22 protein-coding genes are annotated in these 19380 nt (G+C 53.3%); 8 read left to right on the forward strand and 14 right to left on the reverse strand.

The features are described from left to right. Positions 1–100 precede the first annotated feature (100 nt). Both V5G20_RS22510 and V5G20_RS22515 read left to right on the forward strand, forming a co-directional pair. On the forward strand, positions 101–931 hold the full coding sequence (locus V5G20_RS22510) for a pyrroline-5-carboxylate reductase dimerization domain-containing protein (protein ID WP_227278020.1): 831 nt from the start codon (positions 101–103) through the stop codon (positions 929–931). Then, positions 931–1785: an NAD(P)-dependent oxidoreductase gene (locus tag V5G20_RS22515; RefSeq protein ID WP_338462290.1), complete on the forward strand. Its 855-nt coding sequence runs from the start codon at positions 931–933 to the stop codon at positions 1783–1785. The genes V5G20_RS22510 and V5G20_RS22515 overlap by 1 nt, the downstream gene beginning before the upstream one ends. Before the next feature lie 42 nt (positions 1786–1827). Here V5G20_RS22515 and V5G20_RS22520 read toward each other — a convergent pair whose 3' ends face one another. The 7 genes from V5G20_RS22520 to fabL all read right to left on the reverse strand — a co-directional run bounded on the left by V5G20_RS22520 (position 1828) and on the right by fabL (position 8557). Continuing rightward, positions 1828–2058, reverse strand: a complete 231-nt coding sequence (locus tag V5G20_RS22520; RefSeq protein ID WP_003391591.1) for a hypothetical protein — start codon at positions 2056–2058, stop codon at positions 1828–1830. Positions 2059–2107: 49 nt separating this feature from the next. Continuing rightward, the gene (locus V5G20_RS22525) at positions 2108–3394 is read right to left on the reverse strand and encodes an MFS transporter (protein ID WP_122957787.1); all 1287 of its coding nucleotides are present in this window, start codon (positions 3392–3394) and stop codon (positions 2108–2110) included. A 138-nt stretch (positions 3395–3532) separates the two neighbouring features. Further along, positions 3533–4741, reverse strand: coding sequence for an MFS transporter (locus V5G20_RS22530; RefSeq protein WP_003391587.1), 1209 nt, complete (start codon positions 4739–4741; stop codon positions 3533–3535). A 20-nt stretch (positions 4742–4761) separates the two neighbouring features. Then, positions 4762–6546, reverse strand: coding sequence for an ABC transporter ATP-binding protein (locus V5G20_RS22535; RefSeq protein WP_003391586.1), 1785 nt, complete (start codon positions 6544–6546; stop codon positions 4762–4764). Between the two features lie 128 nt (positions 6547–6674). After that, positions 6675–7211, reverse strand: a complete 537-nt coding sequence (locus V5G20_RS22540; protein ID WP_003391584.1) for a DUF402 domain-containing protein — start codon at positions 7209–7211, stop codon at positions 6675–6677. Positions 7212–7258: 47 nt separating this feature from the next. Next, a complete protein-coding gene (locus V5G20_RS22545) occupies positions 7259–7672 on the reverse strand; it encodes a GNAT family N-acetyltransferase (RefSeq protein WP_003391582.1) in 414 nt (137 codons plus the stop codon). Between the two features lie 126 nt (positions 7673–7798). Further along, positions 7799–8557, reverse strand: coding sequence for an enoyl-[acyl-carrier-protein] reductase FabL (gene fabL, locus V5G20_RS22550; RefSeq protein WP_024984700.1), 759 nt, complete (start codon positions 8555–8557; stop codon positions 7799–7801). A gap of 194 nt (positions 8558–8751) precedes the next feature. Here fabL and V5G20_RS22555 point away from each other — a divergent pair, with 194 nt between their 5' ends. After that, positions 8752–8976, forward strand: coding sequence for a hypothetical protein (locus V5G20_RS22555; protein ID WP_003391578.1), 225 nt, complete (start codon positions 8752–8754; stop codon positions 8974–8976). 198 nt (positions 8977–9174) lie between these two features. Here V5G20_RS22555 and V5G20_RS22560 read toward each other — a convergent pair whose 3' ends face one another. Next, entirely contained in the window at positions 9175–11142 is a 1968-nt protein-coding gene (locus tag V5G20_RS22560; RefSeq protein WP_122957788.1) for a methyl-accepting chemotaxis protein, read from the reverse strand. Between the two features lie 513 nt (positions 11143–11655). On the opposite strand from V5G20_RS22560, the gene V5G20_RS22565 reads away from it, so the two are divergent. After that, entirely contained in the window at positions 11656–11811 is a 156-nt protein-coding gene (locus tag V5G20_RS22565) for a hypothetical protein (protein WP_170208397.1), read from the forward strand. A gap of 134 nt (positions 11812–11945) precedes the next feature. After that, positions 11946–12104 carry a YrzI family small protein gene (locus V5G20_RS22570; RefSeq protein ID WP_003391572.1) on the forward strand — a complete coding sequence of 53 codons (159 nt, stop codon included), beginning with the start codon at positions 11946–11948 and terminating at the stop codon, positions 12102–12104. Positions 12105–12131: 27 nt separating this feature from the next. On the opposite strand, the gene mutY is transcribed toward V5G20_RS22570, so the two are convergent. Both mutY and V5G20_RS22580 read right to left on the reverse strand, forming a co-directional pair. Then, on the reverse strand, positions 12132–13244 hold the full coding sequence (gene mutY / locus V5G20_RS22575) for an A/G-specific adenine glycosylase (RefSeq protein ID WP_251247235.1): 1113 nt from the start codon (positions 13242–13244) through the stop codon (positions 12132–12134). Between the two features lie 24 nt (positions 13245–13268). Then, entirely contained in the window at positions 13269–13559 is a 291-nt protein-coding gene (locus tag V5G20_RS22580) for an MFS transporter (RefSeq protein ID WP_024984702.1), read from the reverse strand. Between the two features lie 212 nt (positions 13560–13771). Here V5G20_RS22580 and V5G20_RS22585 point away from each other — a divergent pair, with 212 nt between their 5' ends. Then, positions 13772–14773 (forward strand): metal-dependent hydrolase, encoded by a 1002-nt coding sequence (locus V5G20_RS22585; protein WP_171506091.1) that lies wholly within the window; start codon positions 13772–13774, stop codon positions 14771–14773. A 144-nt stretch (positions 14774–14917) separates the two neighbouring features. Beyond that, on the forward strand, positions 14918–15463 hold the full coding sequence (locus V5G20_RS22590) for a pyridoxamine 5'-phosphate oxidase family protein (RefSeq protein WP_003391564.1): 546 nt from the start codon (positions 14918–14920) through the stop codon (positions 15461–15463). A gap of 133 nt (positions 15464–15596) precedes the next feature. On the opposite strand, the gene V5G20_RS22595 is transcribed toward V5G20_RS22590, so the two are convergent. From V5G20_RS22595 to V5G20_RS22610, 4 genes are all read right to left on the reverse strand, one after another. Then, complete coding sequence (locus V5G20_RS22595) at positions 15597–16058, reverse strand: carboxymuconolactone decarboxylase family protein (RefSeq protein WP_003391562.1); 462 nt, start codon at positions 16056–16058, stop codon at positions 15597–15599. 80 nt (positions 16059–16138) lie between these two features. Then, on the reverse strand, positions 16139–16930 hold the full coding sequence (locus tag V5G20_RS22600) for a dioxygenase (protein ID WP_122957790.1): 792 nt from the start codon (positions 16928–16930) through the stop codon (positions 16139–16141). Positions 16931–17085: 155 nt separating this feature from the next. Next, the gene (locus V5G20_RS22605) at positions 17086–17562 is read right to left on the reverse strand and encodes a DUF3221 domain-containing protein (RefSeq protein WP_227278023.1); all 477 of its coding nucleotides are present in this window, start codon (positions 17560–17562) and stop codon (positions 17086–17088) included. 171 nt (positions 17563–17733) lie between these two features. Next, the gene (locus tag V5G20_RS22610) at positions 17734–18342 is read right to left on the reverse strand and encodes a superoxide dismutase (protein ID WP_003391556.1); all 609 of its coding nucleotides are present in this window, start codon (positions 18340–18342) and stop codon (positions 17734–17736) included. Positions 18343–18545: 203 nt separating this feature from the next. On the opposite strand from V5G20_RS22610, the gene V5G20_RS22615 reads away from it, so the two are divergent. Then, on the forward strand, positions 18546–19316 hold the full coding sequence (locus V5G20_RS22615; RefSeq protein WP_003391553.1) for a TSUP family transporter: 771 nt from the start codon (positions 18546–18548) through the stop codon (positions 19314–19316). Positions 19317–19380: the final 64 nt, after the last annotated feature.

Consider the following 19380-nt stretch of genomic DNA (forward strand, 5'->3'; position numbering starts at 1 on the left):
ACCGTTGCGATCATTCACTCAAGGTACAGCTCCCTTTTTCGGGACTGTACCTTTTTCATTCCCGATTTGTTAGGATAGGATTGGAAGGAAGGGAAGCAAAATGGTCATCGGAATTATCGGATTAGGAAACATTGGGCAAATGCTCGTCAAAGGTCTGTCCAGGAGCCGGGTTGTCTCCCCCAGCGATATGATCGTCTTTAACCGCAGCCGGGATAAGGCCGCGGAATTGCAGCGGCTTTATCCGTTTGAGCTCGCCGCTACCGCCCAGGAGACAGCAGACAAGGCAGACATGCTGTTCATTTGTACCAAGCCTCTCGATGTGCTGCCCGTCCTGCGGGAGCTGACTCTCCCTGCAAGGCTGCATCTCGTCTCCGTAGCTGCCGGCGTCAGCCTGCAAGACCTGGAGACGGTACATAGCGGCCCTGTCAGCAAGGTAATCCCGACTGTCACCTCGGAAGAGCTCCGCGGGGTGTCCCTGTTTGCAAGCAACCGCCTGGTGAACGATACGCAGCGAGATAGCCTGCGGCTCCTGCTCGACGCACTCGGCACGGCTAAAGAGGTTTCCGAGGAAAGCATCGAGACCGCGACAATCCTGACAAGCAGCGCTCCCGGGCTGATCGCGGGCATACTGGAAGCCTTCGCACAAGCCGCGGTGAGGACATCCCCCGAGCTTGGGATTGATACCGCACGGCGGATGCTGACAGAAACACTGGCCGGCACCTCTCTGTTGCTGAAAGGCCAGGAGCTTGGATTTGACCAGCTCATTGAGAGAGTCGCTACAAAAGGCGGCATTACCGAGGAAGGTCTCGCTGTTTTGGGGCGGACGCTGCCGCAAGCTTTTGACGACCTTTTTGCAATGACAAGCGAGAAGCACGCCTTGTTAAAACAGAAAGTACAGGCACAAATTATCGATCGCAAAGGAGAACAGTGATGAAAGTCGGATGGATTGGACTTGGCAACATGGGCATTCCGATGGCGAGCAATCTGCTGGCGGCCGGGTATGACGTTTGTGTATGGAACCGGACTCCCGCAAAGGCAAAGCCGCTTGTGAGCCTTGGGGCTGTCATCGCCGAGTCGATGGAGAAATTAGTAGAGAATTGCGACATCATTTTTACGATGGTAAGTGACGACGATGCCGTTCGATCCATTTATACAGGAGCTGGCGGATTGCTGTCTGCCGCTGTCCGGGGCAAGCTGGCTGTGGACATGAGCACCGTTTCGCCGGAGACCTCCCGTTTTCTCGCACAGAAATGCCGGGGAGCCGGTCTGCGTTTTCTCGATGCACCCGTTTCCGGCAGTGTGGGGCCAGCAAAGGAAGGAAAGCTCGTCATCATGGCAGGAGGAGAGCAGCAGGATTTTGAGCAAGCGAAGCCTATGCTGGACAAGCTGGGAAAAACGGCTCTTCACCTCGGACCGAACGGAGCCGGAACCTCGGCCAAGCTGGCGATCAATCTGCTGCTTGGCATTACTGTGCAGGGCGTGGCGGAAACGCTGCTGTTCGCACGTGGAATGGGCATCACTACCGAACAGATGCTGACGATCATCTCCGAGAGCGCTGTCGGAACGCCGCTCATACGCGGGAAGGCCGCTTCCATTTTGGCCGATGACTATCCGGCTGCTTTCGCTTTGAAGCACATGGCCAAAGATTTGCGCCTGGCACGCGAAGCGGGAGTCTCTTCCCCTCTGGCAGAGTCTGTAGCAGCCAGCTACCGGACCGCACTGGAGGAAGGCATGGGGGATCTCGATCTGATGGCTATCCTCCGTTTTCTCGATCCGGAGAAATAAGAAAAGGCCCTTTACAACAAGGGCCAATTAGCAATTGTTCAATCAAGTCAACACGCTGGAGACAAGTAGCAGGAGAACAAGGAGAAAGAATGCAGCGAGAAAGGAATAGCCAAAGACTCTCAGCCATTTCGGCATGGAGCGCATATCCACTGGCTTTGGCGGTCCCCCTCCTTCTGCTGCCTGGGCCTGTTCCAGCAGCGGATTGACAGGCTGATCAGCTATCGGGGGATTGCCTGCAGGCTGACTCTCATGTATTTTGGTCTTTCCCGTCATCCAGACTCACTCCCTTAAAAAAAAGCTGGGGCAAACACCTCAGCTTTTTCTATTTTTCACTCCATTCGGCTTGAGCGGAAAATGCTCCATTTCTTCGCAGCTTTATTCCGACAACAGCCGATGTGCCGAGCAGGACAAAGGCGAGTATATATACGGAGCGGACACCGGCCAAATCGGCAAGTCCCCCCATGATCAGTACGGATAAACCAAACGTAACCGAGTCCAATGTTCCCTTGGCTGACAGTACGAGCGGCAGGGAAGCAGGCGGAGACGCTTCCTGCAGCATCGTTTGCTTGGCTACCTGCTGGAGCTGGTAAAAAGGGCCGAGGGCAAAGGACAAAAGAAGCGCACTCCACGCCCATGTGCCAAGACCGAACAAAAGCGTGATCAGCCCGGAGAACAGCGTGCCTGTCAGAACAGCAGCCAGGAGCCGCGTGCGCATGCGATCAGCGCAAGCCAGCACTACAGCTCCGCCAGCGACCGAGCCCAGCATGTAGGCAGCATTGATGTATCCCCACCACTCTTCGCCTCTCTCAAGTACCGTATGAACGTAAGGAAGCAGGATGGCGGCCATCCAGACGGCTCCTGCCAAGCCTTCCAGCACTTCCATCTGCACGAGCAGCCGCAGCGGCCGCTGATTTGTGATCAGACGCCAGCCAGTCGTCCAGGACTGGGCTGCGTTATCATGCTCTTGCACAGCGCCTTTCAACGCTTTGTCGGGGTTGTCGGGTGTGGTGGCGGTGGATTTGTCGACGCTTTTTCCAAGCGGCCAAACCGCAAGCGTAGCTGCCACATAGGCAAAAAACGTTCCCCACAGCACATGCGCATATCCGAGCATAGCCACCAGCAATCCGCCAGCCGCCCAACCGGCAAACTGCAGCGTCTGGTCAGAGGTCGCCATCAGTCCATTCGCCCTTACCAGGCCGTCGCGCGGCACCAATGACGGAACCATGGCATTTCGCGCAGGGGAAGCCCAGCCGTCCAAAAAGGCGTTGGCAAAGACAAAGCCAAAAACAAGGAGCAATTTTCCCGTACCGAGCTGCTGGTCCGCCGCACTTGCATAACTGAGAAACAACGCGAGCAGGCCGAGCAGTATCGTTTTCAACCCTTGCGAAGCAAGCAAGGCCCCAGCCAGCGTGACCCGCCTGAAGAACAGCGGCGCGAGCAATCCGCTGAGCGTTTGTGCCGCGACAAAGAGAATCGGGACAGCCCCCGTGTAAAGAGCCGATTGGGTCGAGACGTACACGGCTGATACGACTGCCACCACGTAAAATACATCGCCAAGATTGGCCAAAGACTGCCCGGAAAACAGCAGCCAATACCGTTTTGTGAACATGACAAATAAACCTCCTGTCGGTCTTCCAAACAAATTATGCTTTTGATAGCTTCTGTTTGGGTGAACAAGCCGACAAGAGGTTTACAATGGAGGAATACTCCTTTCACGAACAGTGTTATGTAAATCAATCTTACTTGATCAGGTCCCTTCCTGCAAGACTTCCTTTTTCCGGAAAAAGCTGAAGTATACCCAGCCTGCATTGATGAGCAAAAACGCACTGGTCATCCAGAAAACGCCGTTGATGCTCACGTAGCCCGCCATAAAGCCGCCGATCATCGGCCCCAGCATGCTTCCGATGCTGACAAAGCTGTTATTGTATCCGTAGACCCGGCTGACCATATGAGTCGGGGTGGCACGGCGGAGCAAGGCATTGACCGATGGGAGCAGTCCTCCGAGCGACAAGCCCAAAAGGAAGCGCAGCAGCACCAATTGCCATACGGCGGTGACAAAGCCTTGAGGGATGAACAACAGTCCGGCAACCAGCAAGCAGCCGAGAAGCACTTTTTGCGAGCCGAATCGGTCGCCAAAACGGCCCAAACGAGGAGCTGCCAGCACATTTGCCGTTCCCATCGCGGCTTGGACGATCCCCGCCCAGAGGGCTACGTTGCCCGCACTGCCCAAGAGAATACCGATGTAGACTGGCAGGATGGGGATGATGCTAAAGAGAGCAAACTGAATCATGACCGTCACAAAAAACAGAACAGGGAGCTTCTTGGATGAAAAAATCATGCGAAAATCATCGCGCAGACTGGTCCGCTCCTTTTCTTCCGGCGGAACGAACGTCTCTTTTACCGTAAAGGTGATCACGAGTGTAGCCAGTAAAAGCAGGGAGCCTGTAACGACAAATATCATCCGAAACCCGATACGTGGTTCCAAAAGCCCGCCAAACAGCGGACCCATGATGGACCCTGCTGTAATAAAGGATTGCAGAAGTCCCTGAGCCCAGCCAATCTGCTCCTTCGGCGTTGAAGAAGCGACGAGGGCGGTACTCGCCGGGATAATACCGCCAACCATCCCGTTCAACAGCCTGAGGCCAAGCAGCATCCACAGGGAGTTGGCAAAGCCAGTCGCTGCGATTATGATGGACATGAAATAGCCGGAGCGCAAAATCATGATTTTGCGCCCGTACTTGTCAGCCAGATTGCCCCAGATCGGAGAAACGAGACCAGCCGTCAAAAAGTTGGCGCCAAAAATGACTCCTGCCCAGGCAGTCACTTCATGAGGGTCTTCGACGCCAAAATCCTGTTGGATGTACAACGGCAAAAACGGCATGATCATGCTCATTCCCATCATCACGACAAAAAGAGCCCCGCACAGTACGTATAAGTTGCGTCGCCAAGATTCCATTGGCGCTTCCCCCCTCCTTCTTACAAGGCCGGCTGCTGCTCGCCGGGAGTGCCCAGATCCTGCACGTGCCACAGATTGTGATACACGCCTTTTTGCTCCAGCAGCTCTTCGTGGCGACCCTGTTCCACAATTCGTCCTTCTTTCATCACGACGATCTTGTCCGCGTGGGTGATCGTCGACAATCTGTGCGCCACAATGATTGTCGTCCGTCCATTAGTCAGGCGGGCGAGCGACTCCTGGATCATATGCTCCGACTCCAGATCGAGCGCCGAAGTCGCTTCATCCAGGATGAGAATGCCCGGGTCCCGCAAAAAGACGCGGGCTATCGCGATCCGCTGCTTTTGCCCCCCGGACAGCTTTACACCACGCTCGCCAAGCTCCGTGTCATAGCCCTCCGGCAGGTCCATGATAAAGTCATGCGCATTGGCAGCCTTGGCCGCTTCGATCACGGCTTCCTCCGTTGCATCCGGATTGCCCATCATGATATTTATGCGTGCCGATTCGCTGAACAAAATATTGTCCTGCAGCACCATGCCGATATGGCTGCGCAGGTTTTGCTGCTTGACGTCCCGAATGTCGACGCCGTCAACGGTAATGCGCCCTTCCGTCACATCCCAGAAGCGGGGCAGCAGGCTGATCAAGGAAGACTTGCCTCCCCCCGACATCCCGACGATGGCTACTGTTTCGCCAGGCCGAATCGTCAGGTTTATCTTTTCCAGCACCAGCGGCCCTTCATCCCGATAGCGAAACGAAACGTCTTCAAAGCGAACCTCCCCGCGAATTCTGCCTGTCTCCGGATTGACGGGGAGCACGCCAGCATCGGGTTTGTCCGTAATATCATAGGATTCATCAATAAATTCAAACATCCGGTCCATCGAAGCCACGGCTTGCGTCAATGTCGTCGAGGAGTTCACGAGACGGCGCAGCGGTGTATAGAGACGGTCCAGGTATGCGTAAAAAGCGACCAGCGTCCCGATCGACATCGTGCCGTTGATGACCTGATAGCCCGCATAAGAAATGACGAGCAGCGGGGCGATATCCGTAATCGTGTTGACAACGGCAAACGTATTCGCATTCCAGCGTGTCAGCGCCAGCGCCTTCTTCAGAAAATGATTGTTCTCTTTGGCAAACTGTTTGTTTTCATGCTCTTCGAGAGCAAAGCTCCGAATCATCGACATCCCGTTGATCCGCTCGTGCAGATGGCCTTGCAGATGAGCCAGCGCTGCCGATCTTTCCCGCGTCAACTGACGCAGCCTTTTGTAGAAATACTTGACGGAAAATCCGTACAGCGGGAAAACGAGGATGGACACTACCGTCAACTCCGCGTCCATGTAAATCATCACCCCGAGCGTCATCCCGATGGTGATCAGATCCAGCCACAGATTCATCAAGCCCGTATCGATAAAGCTCTTCGTCGACTCGACGTCGTTTATGACCCGCGAAATGACCTCGCCCGTCTTGTGATTGTTGTAATAGCGCATCGACAGTCGCTGCAGGTGATCAAACAGCTGGTTGCGGATGTCAAACAAAATGCGGCTGGACACCCATTGGGCAAAGTACTGACGATAGTATTCCACAGGGGCGCGGATTACAGTAAAAACGAGAAACGCTCCTGCCATCAGCCAAAACAGATGTGTCAGCTTTTCCGACTGGGGCATCGGACTGGGCAATAGATCATCGATTACATACTTGATGATCAGCGGCAGGAGCAACGGTATGGAAAACTTGATGATGCCGATAAAAATCGTCCCGATAATTTGCTTGGCATACGGCTTTACATACTTCATGTAGCGACGGATACTCAAAGCCCGTTCCTCCTTTTACATGCTCCGTCTAATCGAAAACCTGCCGGATTTTATTTTTGCCATTCATAGAAAACCCGAAAGCAGGCCGCCAAACAAGGAAATCCCTCCCCCGTCAATCGGGAAAGGGATTATTCCTCGTCCTCACGCACCAAAAGGTAGCGCTCATACCAGCGTTGGACAAATCCGTTTTGAAAAGGGCCTCGTCTCAGACGCACCCATTCCAGCACCTCCCGCAATGCGCTTTGTACGCGCTCAACGACTACAGGCGGATAATTCATCTGCTTGCCGTGCAAGAGAAACTCCTCTTCGTCGAGAATCGTGTACGTCATATCGGGAAACACCTTTACGTCCAGATCGTAATCGATGTAGCTCAAGAGATTCCCCTTCAGGCTAAACGGGGAACCGATGTTGCAATAGTAGTAAATCCCATCGTCCCGAATCATGGCGATGGTATTAAACCACTGCCCGCGACCAAACGTGCAGATTGCCGGCTCACGTGTACGCCACTCCCGGCCGTCAGACTCTGTCACTTTTACTCGATCGTTGCCGCCAATCACTACTGCATCACTGGTGTGGATTAGTGTCGTCTTATCCCAGATGCGATGCAGGGAGTGGTCGTGTTTATAGCTTTCAATGCGGATAATGGAGCCCGGAGCTGGCGACATGACCCTCCCCTTTCTTCTCTTCTCTATCTGAATGGGGACAGCCTCCCTTAGGAAGAGAGCTTTTTGGAAAGTGTAACATATTTTTGCATCTCATAGCCAAGTGAATGATAAAAAGGAAGTACTTCAGGATTGCCTTGATTCACCATAATCAGGACGCGATTGACCCCACGCTGTTTGAAGCGCTTCTCGATCGCCTCCACCAGTTTCCGGCCTATACCTGCACCCTGCAAGCGGGGGAGAACTGCCAAACGGTAAAAATAAGCCCGTGTCCCGTCAATGGTACCGACAACCACACCGACCACTTCACCCTCTTTTTCTGCTACCATTACCAGATCGCTGTCCCATGCAAGCTGCTTGGCCAGATCATTCAGCGACTCTGCTTCTTGTTCCTCCAAACCGGTTTCTTGCCAAATGCGAGTAATTGCGGAATAGTCACCGAGCCGAAACGGACGAATCAGCATAAGTTGCCTCCTTCGATGCCTTCTTTTTCTATTGTACACCAAAAAGGACAAGTTTGTCTCCGTATGAAGATGCAAAAGAGGGGTGGAGGCTTGCTTGCCTTCCGATCCCCTCTGGCTTTTTTTGAATTATGTCAGCAGAGAAATGCCTCCATCGACAATCAGGGTTTGTCCCCGAACCATCGATGCTTTGTCGGAAAGAAGGAACATGACCGCATTGGCCAGGTCCTCCGGTTCCACGATCCGTCCCGCAGGCGTGCGCTTTGCAGAATCCGCGAGAAGTTCCTCCCGGTTAGGGAAATGGCGCAGCGCGTCCGTATCAACCGCACCGCCCGACACTGCGTTTACGACAATGTTGTGCGGCGCCAATTCTACTGCGAGATAGCGGGTGAGCGCCTCGACAGCCGCTTTGGATACGCCCACCGAAGTATAATTGTCCAGAACCCGGATCGAACCCAGGCTGGAAAGGCTGACGATCTTTCCGCCTTCGCCGGTCTTGATCATCAATTTCGCCGCTTCCTGGGCGCAGAACAGAAGCGCTTTGCTGTTGATATCCATCGTCCAGTCCCAGTGGCTCTCCTCCAGCTCCATCAAAGGACGCAGCACCCCGGAGGCTGCATTGTTCACAAATACATCGAGACGGCCAAATTCACGGTCGATTTCCGCAAACAGCTCTTTGATTTTTTCTACATCCCCGACATTGGCTTTGACCAAATGGACGCGAACCCCTTTTGCCTCCAGCTCTGCTGCCGCTTCCCGGGCGGCGGAACGGTTCCGCAAATAGTTCAAGACGAGATCATAGCCCTGTTCGGCGAGCTGCAATGCAATCGCTTTGCCGATCCCGCGCGTTCCCCCTGTCACCAGTGCCACCTTTTTTGTTGTATTCATAAGGTTACCCTCCTGCTACACCAACTATTAATATCAGGTACTAAATATTTCGTACTTATTATACATCTCCGCTTTGGCAATTGCCACCCGTCAAAAGACATAACGACAGAAGCCCGCTCCGTCCGGGATGGAAACGAGTCAGGTCAGCCATACTACGATAAGAACGGTTTGAGCGGAAAGGGGACTGTATTTCTATGTATATTGGCCGAGATTTGTCCGAATTAACGATGACATCGCTGGACGACTGGGAGTTGAATGAATTGCTTTACTACCACCACTCGATGTCGCAGTTGGCTGCCTATCTGAACGCAGAAGGAACCTCCATGCACGCCAAAATCATCAAAGAGCTGGAATCCCGAGGTCCTGTCGGCGGAGACGGCGGAGGCTGGGATCATTCTTCTGCCCCCATTTACGACTAAACGAAGGGAGGTCAGTTTCAGTGAAAACCAGGAACCGACAGCTCGGCGCCATTATTGCGATCGTCGCTTTCAGTCTCGCGGCAATGATCGGCTTGATTTTCATGTTTTGGGTCTAAACCTGGGGCCCGTGCAGCAGCTAAAGCTTTTCGGCTGGCAGCAAGCAGAAAAGGCCGAGGAATCCCCGGCCCTGCATCTTTTTTATGTCTGAAAGCGGGCGACCTGCTCCTGCAGATGAGCCGCCATTTTCTCCAGTTCCACCGCAGACGAGGCGATTTCCTCCATGGATGCGAGCTGTTCCTCCGCTGCTGCAGACACGCTTTGTGTACCCTCCGAGCTGAGTAGAGACAGCTCCGCTATACTGCGAATGGATTCGCTTACCTGACGGGTACGGGCGGACATGCGCTGGGTCGCTTCGGAAACCTCGCCGATTTGTTTTGCTACTTCCCCGACAGATATACGGATTTGGTCAAAGGACTGTCCAGCAATGGAAACCTTCTCGATCCCGGCAGTCACCTCTTCACGGCTTCGCTTCATCACTTCGACGGCTGTTTGCGTCTCTGACTGGATTGACTGGATCAGCATGGCGATTTGCTGGGCGGAATCCGACGACTGTTCCGCCAGTTTGCGGACCTCATCAGCCACGACGGAAAAACCGCGTCCAGACTCGCCTGCCCGTGCCGCCTCAATCGCAGCGTTCAAGGCGAGCAGGTTCGTTTGCTTGGCAATATTGGCGATCAGCTCCACGATGCTGCCGATTGCCTGGGAACGGCCGCCCAAGCTCTGTATCACTTCAGCCAAGTCCTGAATGCTTTGATTGGAGGCTTTCATCTGCAGAACAGCTTCCTGAACCGATTGATCGCCCTCGCTGGCAAGCCGGGCTGTTTGCCGGGCGGCAGAGGACACCTGGCTCGCATAGCTGGCAATTTGGTCGATCCCTTGTGCAAGCTGCTCCGAAGCTTCCGAGCTTTTCTGTGTGTGCTGCACCTGCTGGTCCCCTCCGACGGCCATCTCCTGGATCGTCGTGGCGATCTGCTCCGTTGCCTTGCTCGTCTGGTCTGCACTGGCTGACAGCTCCTCTGCAGACGAAGCCAATTGCTCTACCGAATGTTTGATCGTGGCAAGCAATGTTCGCAACGATTGCGCCATGTGGTTAAAACTGTGGCCAAGCTTGCCGAATTCGTCTTCGGCTTCAACGGTTACCTGCTGGGAAATGTCTCCCTGACCCATGCGTTCTGCTGCTGCAGTCAAGCGCTTGAGTGCGCCAAGCATCCTTCTTAAAATGACAAAGACGAGCACGCTCCCGAGAGCCAGCGCCATTGCCGTAATCCACAGCGTCTTCTGAAAAATCGGGCTGGCTACCCGATCGGCCTCTGCCTGATACATCAGCCCCATCAGCTTCCAGCCAGTTTGACGGTTCGTCACATAAACAGCACCTGCCGACTCACCAGCGTCGGCAAGATCAAACCGCCCCGTCTCTTCCGCATACAAGGAGTCCATCCACGGCTCCTTGTTTTCCTCCTCTGGCTTGAGTGAAGGATGGACGAGAATGCGGCGGGCTTTGTCATAAATGGCGACGTATCCCGTCTCGCCGATCTTCGCTTGCTTGACAGTCCCCTCCAAAGTACCGAGGTGCAAATCCATCCCGATTACACCCGAGCGGTCTGTCAGAGCCTGTGCAATACCGACGACGATGCTGCCTGATGCCGCATCTACATACGGATCGATGATAATCGGCTCATTCGGATTTGCCATGGCCGCCTGATACCAGGGCCTCGTTCGCGGATCGTATCCATCCGGCAGCTTCGTATCCGATCCCATCAGCATAATGCCGGTCTTTGTCCCGATGTATATCTCGCCCACCTCCTTATGGGTGGAAAGAAAGCTTTTTAATCGTTGCTTCAGAGCGGCAAGCTGGCCGGGTGCCAGTTGACTTTCCCCTGTTGTCTCGGCAAAGAAATGAATCGACTGCTCTTGTGCGGTAAGCATTCGCTCAAGCAGCTCGTCAACCAGCCGCACGTTTTCGTGAGCTGCGCTCAGCAGCTGCTCTGCGAGCTGTTCCTTTGCGCTCTGATACGATAGCAGTCCCAGTACGAGTGTCGGGATCATCAGTATCGCTGCAAATGTCGCTATCAATTTCGTTCTGACCGATGTCTTCCTCTTCCGCAATGGCGAACGCCCCTTTGTCTCTTTTGTCCTCTTCTATCTACCCTTTTCGTTGAAATGAAAAACTGGATAAAAATACTAATTACCTCCATATATTTTGTAAGCATATATAAAAAATTTGATCTGACTGAAATTGCTGAATTTGTTGTCAGAATTTATTTTCTTTTATTTTTTCGGCAAAAAGTCCTTTACAATGAGAAAAATTTGCCATATTCTAAGAGTACGATTTTTATCAACCATTTTAAGGAAGGAGGCAAACAACATGATGATGGTAACTATCGCAGCACTCGATCTAGCATTGGTTTCCAAAACTTCATATGACAGCGCCTCCTGGACGAACGAATTGTAGCATTGTAAGAACTGCCTTTCTTACTCATACCCTATTCGTTGCATACCAGACCGCAGGCGTTGTAGCTTGTGGTCTTTTTGATTCCCATTTTCTTCGTTACAAAGACCGTAGGCCCTGGCCCGCGGTCTTTTTATATCCATTTTCCCCTTGAGAGGAGGTGATTCGAGATGGTAGTCAACTTTTTGTTCTTCACGATCAAAATCGAGCGTAACAACGCTGCACAGCGCATGGCTGAGTACAACTGTGAACGCTACTTGCAAGAACGCGCAGACGCGCAAGCGATGCAAGCTGCCCAGTACCCTGATTTTGCGATTCGCGGGTAAGACTTTGAAAGGATAACCAAGGAGGGATGTCAGATGAGAAATAAAATTCGCCGTCAGAAAATGAGATTCACAGGAGTCAAATCGATAGAAGGCGGCTGACTGACTATATTCGTCCCTGTAGGAGGGGTAGCACCATGTATATTCCAATGATTTTCTTCAGCATTATCATCGAGAAGCGTGTATTGTCTCCAGAGGAAGTCGAGGCGCGTTACCAGCAGGAGCAATTCATCCGGGAATGGGAAGAGAAGCGCTTGCTTCAGGCGGCCCAGTTCCCTGAATACTGCCGCTGGTAAGCCATAAATAGCGAAAAAAAGCGACCATCAGCGGTCGCTTTTTAGCTTTTCCACAATTTTTTGATGGGCAACAGGGAGCGCGAGGGACGAGATCTCTTCCAGGGTAACAAAACGGGCATCGGAAGGGAGCTCCCCTCCGTCAATCCAGTCGCAAAGCCATACCTCCATGTTCCAATGCAGATGCGAGAACGTATGCTGCACCTCCATCAATGGCTCAAGCACCTCCGCATCCTGGCCAAAACGGCTGCTCAAGCCATCCAGCAGTGTTTGCTGCTTGACTGACGGCGTGTCTGCATCGGTTTCCACCATCGGAAACTGCCACATCCCGGCAAGCAGCCCCTGCTCCGGCCGCCTGTTCATCAATACGCGATCCCCGTGCCGGACAACGGCTACCTGCAGATTGACGGGGCGCGGCGGTTTCGCCTTGCCTTTTACCGGCAGTTCTTCCTGAACGCCTTCGCGACGGGCCAGACAGTAATCAAACACCGGGCACGTCAAGCACTGCGGAGTCCTCGGCACACACACAAGCGCGCCCAGCTCCATTAGCGCCTGATTGAAATCTCCCGCTCTGCCTTCGGGTATGACCTGTCTGACGAGATGCTCGACTTTTATCCGCGTTGCCGGTTTGGCAATGTCATCGGTCATGAGCAGCAGACGCGAAAAAACGCGCATGACATTGCCGTCCACGGCCGGCTCCGGTTTTTCGTAGGCGATACTGAGAATCGCGCCCGCCGTATACGGACCGATTCCTTTCAGTGTCGCGATTTCTTCGGGCTTGTCCGGCACGACGCCGCCGTAGCGGGTCTTGACCTCCCGGGCAGCGCTTTGCAAATTGCGGGCACGCGAGTAATACCCCAGCCCTTCCCATGCCTTCAGCACCTCTTCCTCAGGTGCGTCGGCCAAAGCCTCTACGGTCGGGAACTTTTCCATAAAGTTTTGGTAATACGGTTTTACCGTTTCGACTCTCGTTTGCTGCAGCATGATTTCCGAAACCCAGATCCGGTACGGGTCCCGATTGATTCGCCAGGGGAGATCACGCTTCTGGCCGTCGTACCAGGCCAACAGATCGCGTGAGAATCCAAAAACATGAAATTCCTCGGGTAGTGTATACGTCAATGCTTTTTTTTGCTTTCCTGCCATACTTGTCTGCACAAACTCCTTTTCTCACGCCAATTGGACAGGCTGAAACGCCCATACGTGCAATTTGGCTGCCCCTCCCGCTATACAGGCGCAGAAGTCCTGATCGGCAAGTCGCCATGCTTTTATCGCTTCGTATTGTTCGACACTCTCTACATGAAAGGCTTCGACGTACAATCCGGGCTGGTCATATCCTTCCCAGCAGCGGTATTCACGCGCTCCCTTCTCGCCGATTCTGTCCGGCATTTCTGCCAACAGGCGAAGATACTGGTCGCGCATGGATTCTTCGATTTTGTATTCGATGAAAACGATGAGCACGTTGCCCCTCTCCTTTCCGGTCCCTTTCATCATACCTGCCCATTTCCAAAGGAACAAGGATACTTTTTTTCAGCCGAAAAGGGAATTTTCCCATCTAACACGCTATAATAACTGATAAGAAACCTCAATGGAGGCACTCTCAAGATGCGCTACCGCGTTTGATGCGGCAACATATTTTTGCCCGAACGAAAAGGAGGGAGCATCCGCACCTCATGGATACTGCAACGCACTTTGCAATGGGCTTCGGCTTGGCCGGTCTCGCCCATCTTGATCCTGTCGTGGCTTCGACACCGGGATTGGCAGAGGCGGTCATGATCGGAACCGTCATCGGTTCACAAGCACCTGACTTGGATGGATTCACCCGTATTCGAGGAAGTGCCGCTTACATCCGCCACCACCGTGGAGTCTCTCACTCCATTCCGGCGCTGTCTATCTGGACAGCCGCGGTCTTCGCCCTCGTGCAGGCCATTTCCCCGCAAGTTCATTGGCTGCACCTGCTCGGCTGGATTTTTGTCGCTGTCTGTCTCCACGTATTCGTCGATCTGTTTAACGCCTACGGAACAAAAGGGTTGTATCCGTTTCACAACAAGTGGATCGCCTGGAATGTCGTTTTTATTTTCGATCCGTTTATCTTCGCCGCCCATGTGACCGGCCTGATGCTGTGGGGCGCGGGGGCTGATCCGGGACATGTTTTCTTATGGGTGTATCTGTCGCTTATTCCGTATTACTTCTGGCGCTGGCAAGTGAACAAACGAACGACCGAAGCGGTTCGCGCATACATCGGCAAAGCGGGAACCTACACAGTCATTCCTACGCTCTCCTGGAATCAGTGGACGTTTGTCGTCCAGACAAATCAGCATTGGTACGTCGGGGAAGTCCACGGCGGCGAGGTCAGTATCCTGGATGTTTTCACCATCAAGCCGGAGAATGAACTGATTGCCGTCGCCAAGACTGACAAGAAGGTACAGGCGTTTCTTTCCTTTGTGCGTCATGCGCATGTCGAGACCAGAAAGCAGCCGTTTGGCTACGAAGTAAGATGGTTTGATCTGCGTTATCGGGCCAGGTATTCCGGAAAAAGCCATTATATGTTCGTAGCCGTGGTCTATTTGGATAACGATATGAATATCCGCGACTCGTTCGTGGGCTGGATTCACCGCGGGGAAGAGCAGCTTGCCAAAAAGCTCGATCCGGACAAAGAAATTCAAATGGGATAATCGTCAAGCAAAGCGCTTGCTCTCGGGCAGGCGCTTTTTATTTGCCCAATCTGACCCGATGCAAAAAGAATAAATTGACCCTTTCCGAAAGGTCAGAATCCTCCTATCATGGACGTACATCCTACATCGAACGGAGGAGATCCTTTGTTTCCCATCCGCTATTCCAAACGCACAGTTACTGATCAAGACCAAATCGATGCCTTTCTCACGCAAGCCAGGATCGGCCACCTCGGTCTGACTGACGGAGAAGAGCCTTATGTCGTTCCGCTGAATTTTAGCTGGCTAAACGGCAATATCTACTTTCACGGAGCAGATTCCGGCAGAAAAGTCGAGATGATCGCCAAAAACGCCCGCGTCTGTTTTAGCGTTTGCGACGAATACGGAACGATCGCTGATCCGGTGCCGGCTCTCACCGACACAGCCTACATGAGTGCCATGGTTTTCGGCAAGGTGGAGCGGGTCGAGGAGCCGGAAGAAATGCGCGATGCCCTGCAAGCCATGCTGGACAAATACGTTCCCGGCTACTACCCGGAGCCGCTTTCCTTGCAGCATGTAGTGAAGTACCGCTCTTCGATGGGAAGCGTCGCAGCCGTTTTTCGGATCAAACCCGATGCGATCACCGCGAAAGGAAATCCGCTGCCGGAGAAGAATGCCTTTTATCCCGGCCGTACCCGGCAGATGGATGTGTAAACAACACCTCTACATCAAAAAGACACGTCTGATCCCCGCGGGCCGCGACCTGTAAGCTCGGTCGCCGCACACTGCAGGACAGCGTGTCTTTTTTGTCATTCATAAACATCTATCGCGTAGGGCGATTCATCCATTACCGTACCGGCAAGTCAGCAGGGGCGCTCATTCCGGTAGCAATCGCCAACCGGTTCCAGGAGTTGATCGTGTTGATAGCCATCAGCAGGGAGACGGTTTCCTCCTCGCTGAAATGCTTCTGTACGTTCTGGAACACCGCTTCCGGAACGCCCTCTTTTGCGATCAGCGTAACGGCTTCCGTCAGAGCCAGTGCCGCCCGCTCTGCTTCGGTGTACACATCCGCTTCTCTCCAGGCATTGAGCAGATAGAGGCGCTGCTCAGTCTCGCCGTTTTCTCTCGCTTCACGAGTGTGCATGTCAAGGCAGTATGCGCAGCCGTTCAACTGGGACGCCCGCGTTTTCACCAGCTCCAGAAGCTTGTGGTCCAACCCGCTGCTGCGGACGAATTTCTCCATTTGCAGCATTGTTTGGAAAGCCTGGGGATTTGCCTTGCGATATTCCATTCTCGGTTTCATTGCCATCGATCCTCTCTCTTGTGATTTCTCGTTCGTACTTGAAACGAGAAACCCCTCGAGTTTGTGACCGGTTTTTCGAGATTTTTTTATTTCGCCCCAAATTTCCAGATGACATGGCTGAGGCTGCCATAGCGAAAGCTGATATGCTCCCTGGCTGCCGTTCGGTCTTCATCGGCAGCGCCCATCGCATAGAGCAGGGGAACGAAATGCTCGCTTCCGTGCAAAGGAACAGCCTGCCGGGCATACGGAGCAAGCGTATCGTAGCGGAACAAGGACTCCAGATCCCAAGCCTCGATCCTGTCCCGCAGCCATTCTTCAAACGCAACGGCCCACTCGTCTCCCTCCTCCGTATCGGAGCGCATACTCATGTAGGCAAAATTGTGTACCGTTCCTCCGCTGCCGATGATCAAGACACCGTCCTCGCGGAAAGCTTGCAGGGCTTTGCCAATCGCATACTGCTCTTCCGCTGAAAGCTGCGGATTGACCGAGAGCGAGACGACTGGAATATCTGCTTCCGGGTACATCATCCGCAAGACGACCCATGCCCCGTGATCCAGCCCGCGGACCGGCTCGGCCGTTGCCGGAATGTTATTCTCTGCGAAAATGCGCAATGCCTCGGCAGCCAGAGCGGGATCGCCTTTGGCCGGGTACTGAATTTCATACAACTCACGAGGAAAGCCGCCAAAATCGTGGATGGTAGCGTTGAGCTTTGTCGTCCCGACAGCCTGAACGCGGCTCTCCCAGTGGGCGGAAAAAATCAGGATGGCCCTCGGACGAGGCAGTTCCTCTGCCAGCTGCTTCAGTGCTTCCGTATATTGATTCCGCTCAATCGCAAGCAGCGGCGCTCCATGAGCGAGGAAAAGCGATGGCATTTTCATGGTGCAAGACACCTTCCTTTTGTACACTTAATTACCTTTAGTAAGTATTATATCTCATTCCTTCCATACTTTCTATCCTTTCCTTTGCAGGCCGCTCTCCGACAGAGACCAAGTGTCAAATCGATCAACTGTCCCGGCATGTTTGATTTGCTTTTCTATTCCACGATGACGATCATCCCTGCGGTCGCCTGTACGGGGTAGGATTCGGCGACAGGCCCGTCGAAAGAAACCTCCACCCTGGTTCCCTCCCGCAAGTCATCCAATGTCGCCGGCACGAGCGAATCCCCTTGCTTTTTCAGCAGCTCCGGCGACTTTCGGAGAGAGACAGAGGCTTTATCATAGGGCGTTTTGCCGCTTTGGGAATCCGCCTCAACCATGATCGCGACAATCCCGGTCGGCTGAGCCGGATCGATACCATTGGGAGTGTCCTTGCTCGATACAGACGCGCTCGGATCTGCTGATTGATCCGGCTGCCCCCCGATCGGTCCGGTGATGACAGCGGTGACGGTTCCTGCGATGTCGATTTGCTTTTCTGCCTGCGGCGACTCGCCTGGCAGCATTTTGCCCGCAGCAACCACTGAACCCACCACCACCAGCAATAGCCCCAGCGCAATCCCTACCTGCTTCAACATTTTATCCACGGTGATCAACCACCCTTTTCGCTTATTTTTTCTATTCCTATGGCTAAGACGATGGCAGTTGACGTTTCGTTGCGAAGGCGAGGAAACAAACAAAAAAGGCATGCCGGTTTGTCCGACATGCCTTTTGTTCGTAAGCAGTAATGCTATCGCGTTGATTTCCGCTTAGCGGGCAGCTTCAAAGCGCTTGCTGACTTCGTCCCAGTTTACAACGTTCCAGAATGCACCGATGTAGTCAGGGCGTTTGTTTTGATACTTCAGGTAGTAAGCATGCTCCCAAACGTCCAGACCGAGGATTGGCGTTTTGCCTTCCATGATCGGGCTGTCTTGGTTTGGAGTGGAGGTGATGGCCAATTTGCCGCCATCTACGATCAGCCATGCCCAACCGGAACCGAAACGGGTAGTTGCCGCTTTCGCGAATTCAGCTTTGAAGTTGTCAAAGCTGCCGAATGCTGCGTTGATCGCATCTGCCAGTGCTCCAGCAGGTGCTCCGCCGCCGTTCGGGCTCAGGATTTGCCAGAACAGAGCGTGGTTCGCATGACCGCCGCCGTTGTTGCGTACAGCAGTGCGGATCGCTTCTGGCAATGCATCCAGGTTGCTGATCAGCTCTTCTACAGATTTCGCTTGCAGGTCAGCGTGGCCTTCCAATGCAGCGTTCAGGTTGTTTACATAAGTAGCATGGTGACGTCCGTGGTGGATCTCCATGGTTTGCGCGTCGATGTGAGGCTCCAACGCATTGTGTGCGTAAGGCAGTTCAGGAAGTTGATGTGCCATGATAACATTCCTCCTCAATGGTATGTAGTTCAAGCTCGCTTTTTATTATAATGCAAACCGCTCACTTTTACAACAAATCGGTATGCTAAGTATCGTAATCTTCAAAATCCCCCTATATCAGTAAATAGTATCTTGCAATGTACAAAAGCCGTGCTAGACTTGGATTATTCATGAACCCAATTCAACAAGCAAGGTGATCTTCTATGGACTTGGACTTATCAACGATTCTGTTTCTTGCCTTTTTTGGTTTTGTCGCTGCCTTTATCGACAGTACCGTGGGCGGTGGAGGCTTAATTTCGCTCCCTGCACTGCTTGGGCTTGGCATTCCGCCGTATTTGGCTTTGGGAACAAACAAGCTGGCAGGCACCATCTCCTCGGCCACCAGCTCCGTCACCTTTATTCGCATGGGTAAATTTGACAAGAAACTGATGGCGATCCTGTTCCCCGTTTCGCTTGTGGGCGCCTATTTCGGGGCGAAAACAGTACTGTTTGTCCCGCAAGAATTTCTCAAGGTGCTGGTCATCATCATGATGGCCGCAATTTTTGTCTATACCCTGCTGAACAAGCGGTTTGGCGAAAACACCACGTTTAAGGGATACACCAAGTTTACGCTCGGTCTGGGGATTCCGGTCACGTTTTTGATCGGCTTTTACGACGGCTTTTTCGGACCCGGCACCGGATCGTTTTTCGTCTTTCTGATGGTTCTTCTCTTTGGCTATGATTTTGTCATAGCCGCCGGCAATGGGCGCATCCTGAACCTGGCCAGCAACATCGCGGCTCTGCTGGTCTTTATGCTGGAGGGCAAAGTGATTTTCATTACCGGGCTGACCATGGGTGTGGCGATGCTCCTGGGGGCCACGCTGGGTGCCCGTGTTGCGATCAAAACAGGTGTGCGCTACGTTCGTCCCTTGTTTTTGCTGGTGTCCATCACCTTGATTACCAAGATGGTCTATGAGTTGTTCTTTACAAGCTGAAAAATGGATAGGGCAGCCGAGAAATCTCTGGCTGCTCTATCCATTTTTTGTACTGCGTATGCTC

The organism is Brevibacillus borstelensis, assembly GCF_036700025.1.
In the GTDB taxonomy this organism is placed as follows: domain Bacteria; phylum Bacillota; class Bacilli; order Brevibacillales; family Brevibacillaceae; genus Brevibacillus; species Brevibacillus borstelensis.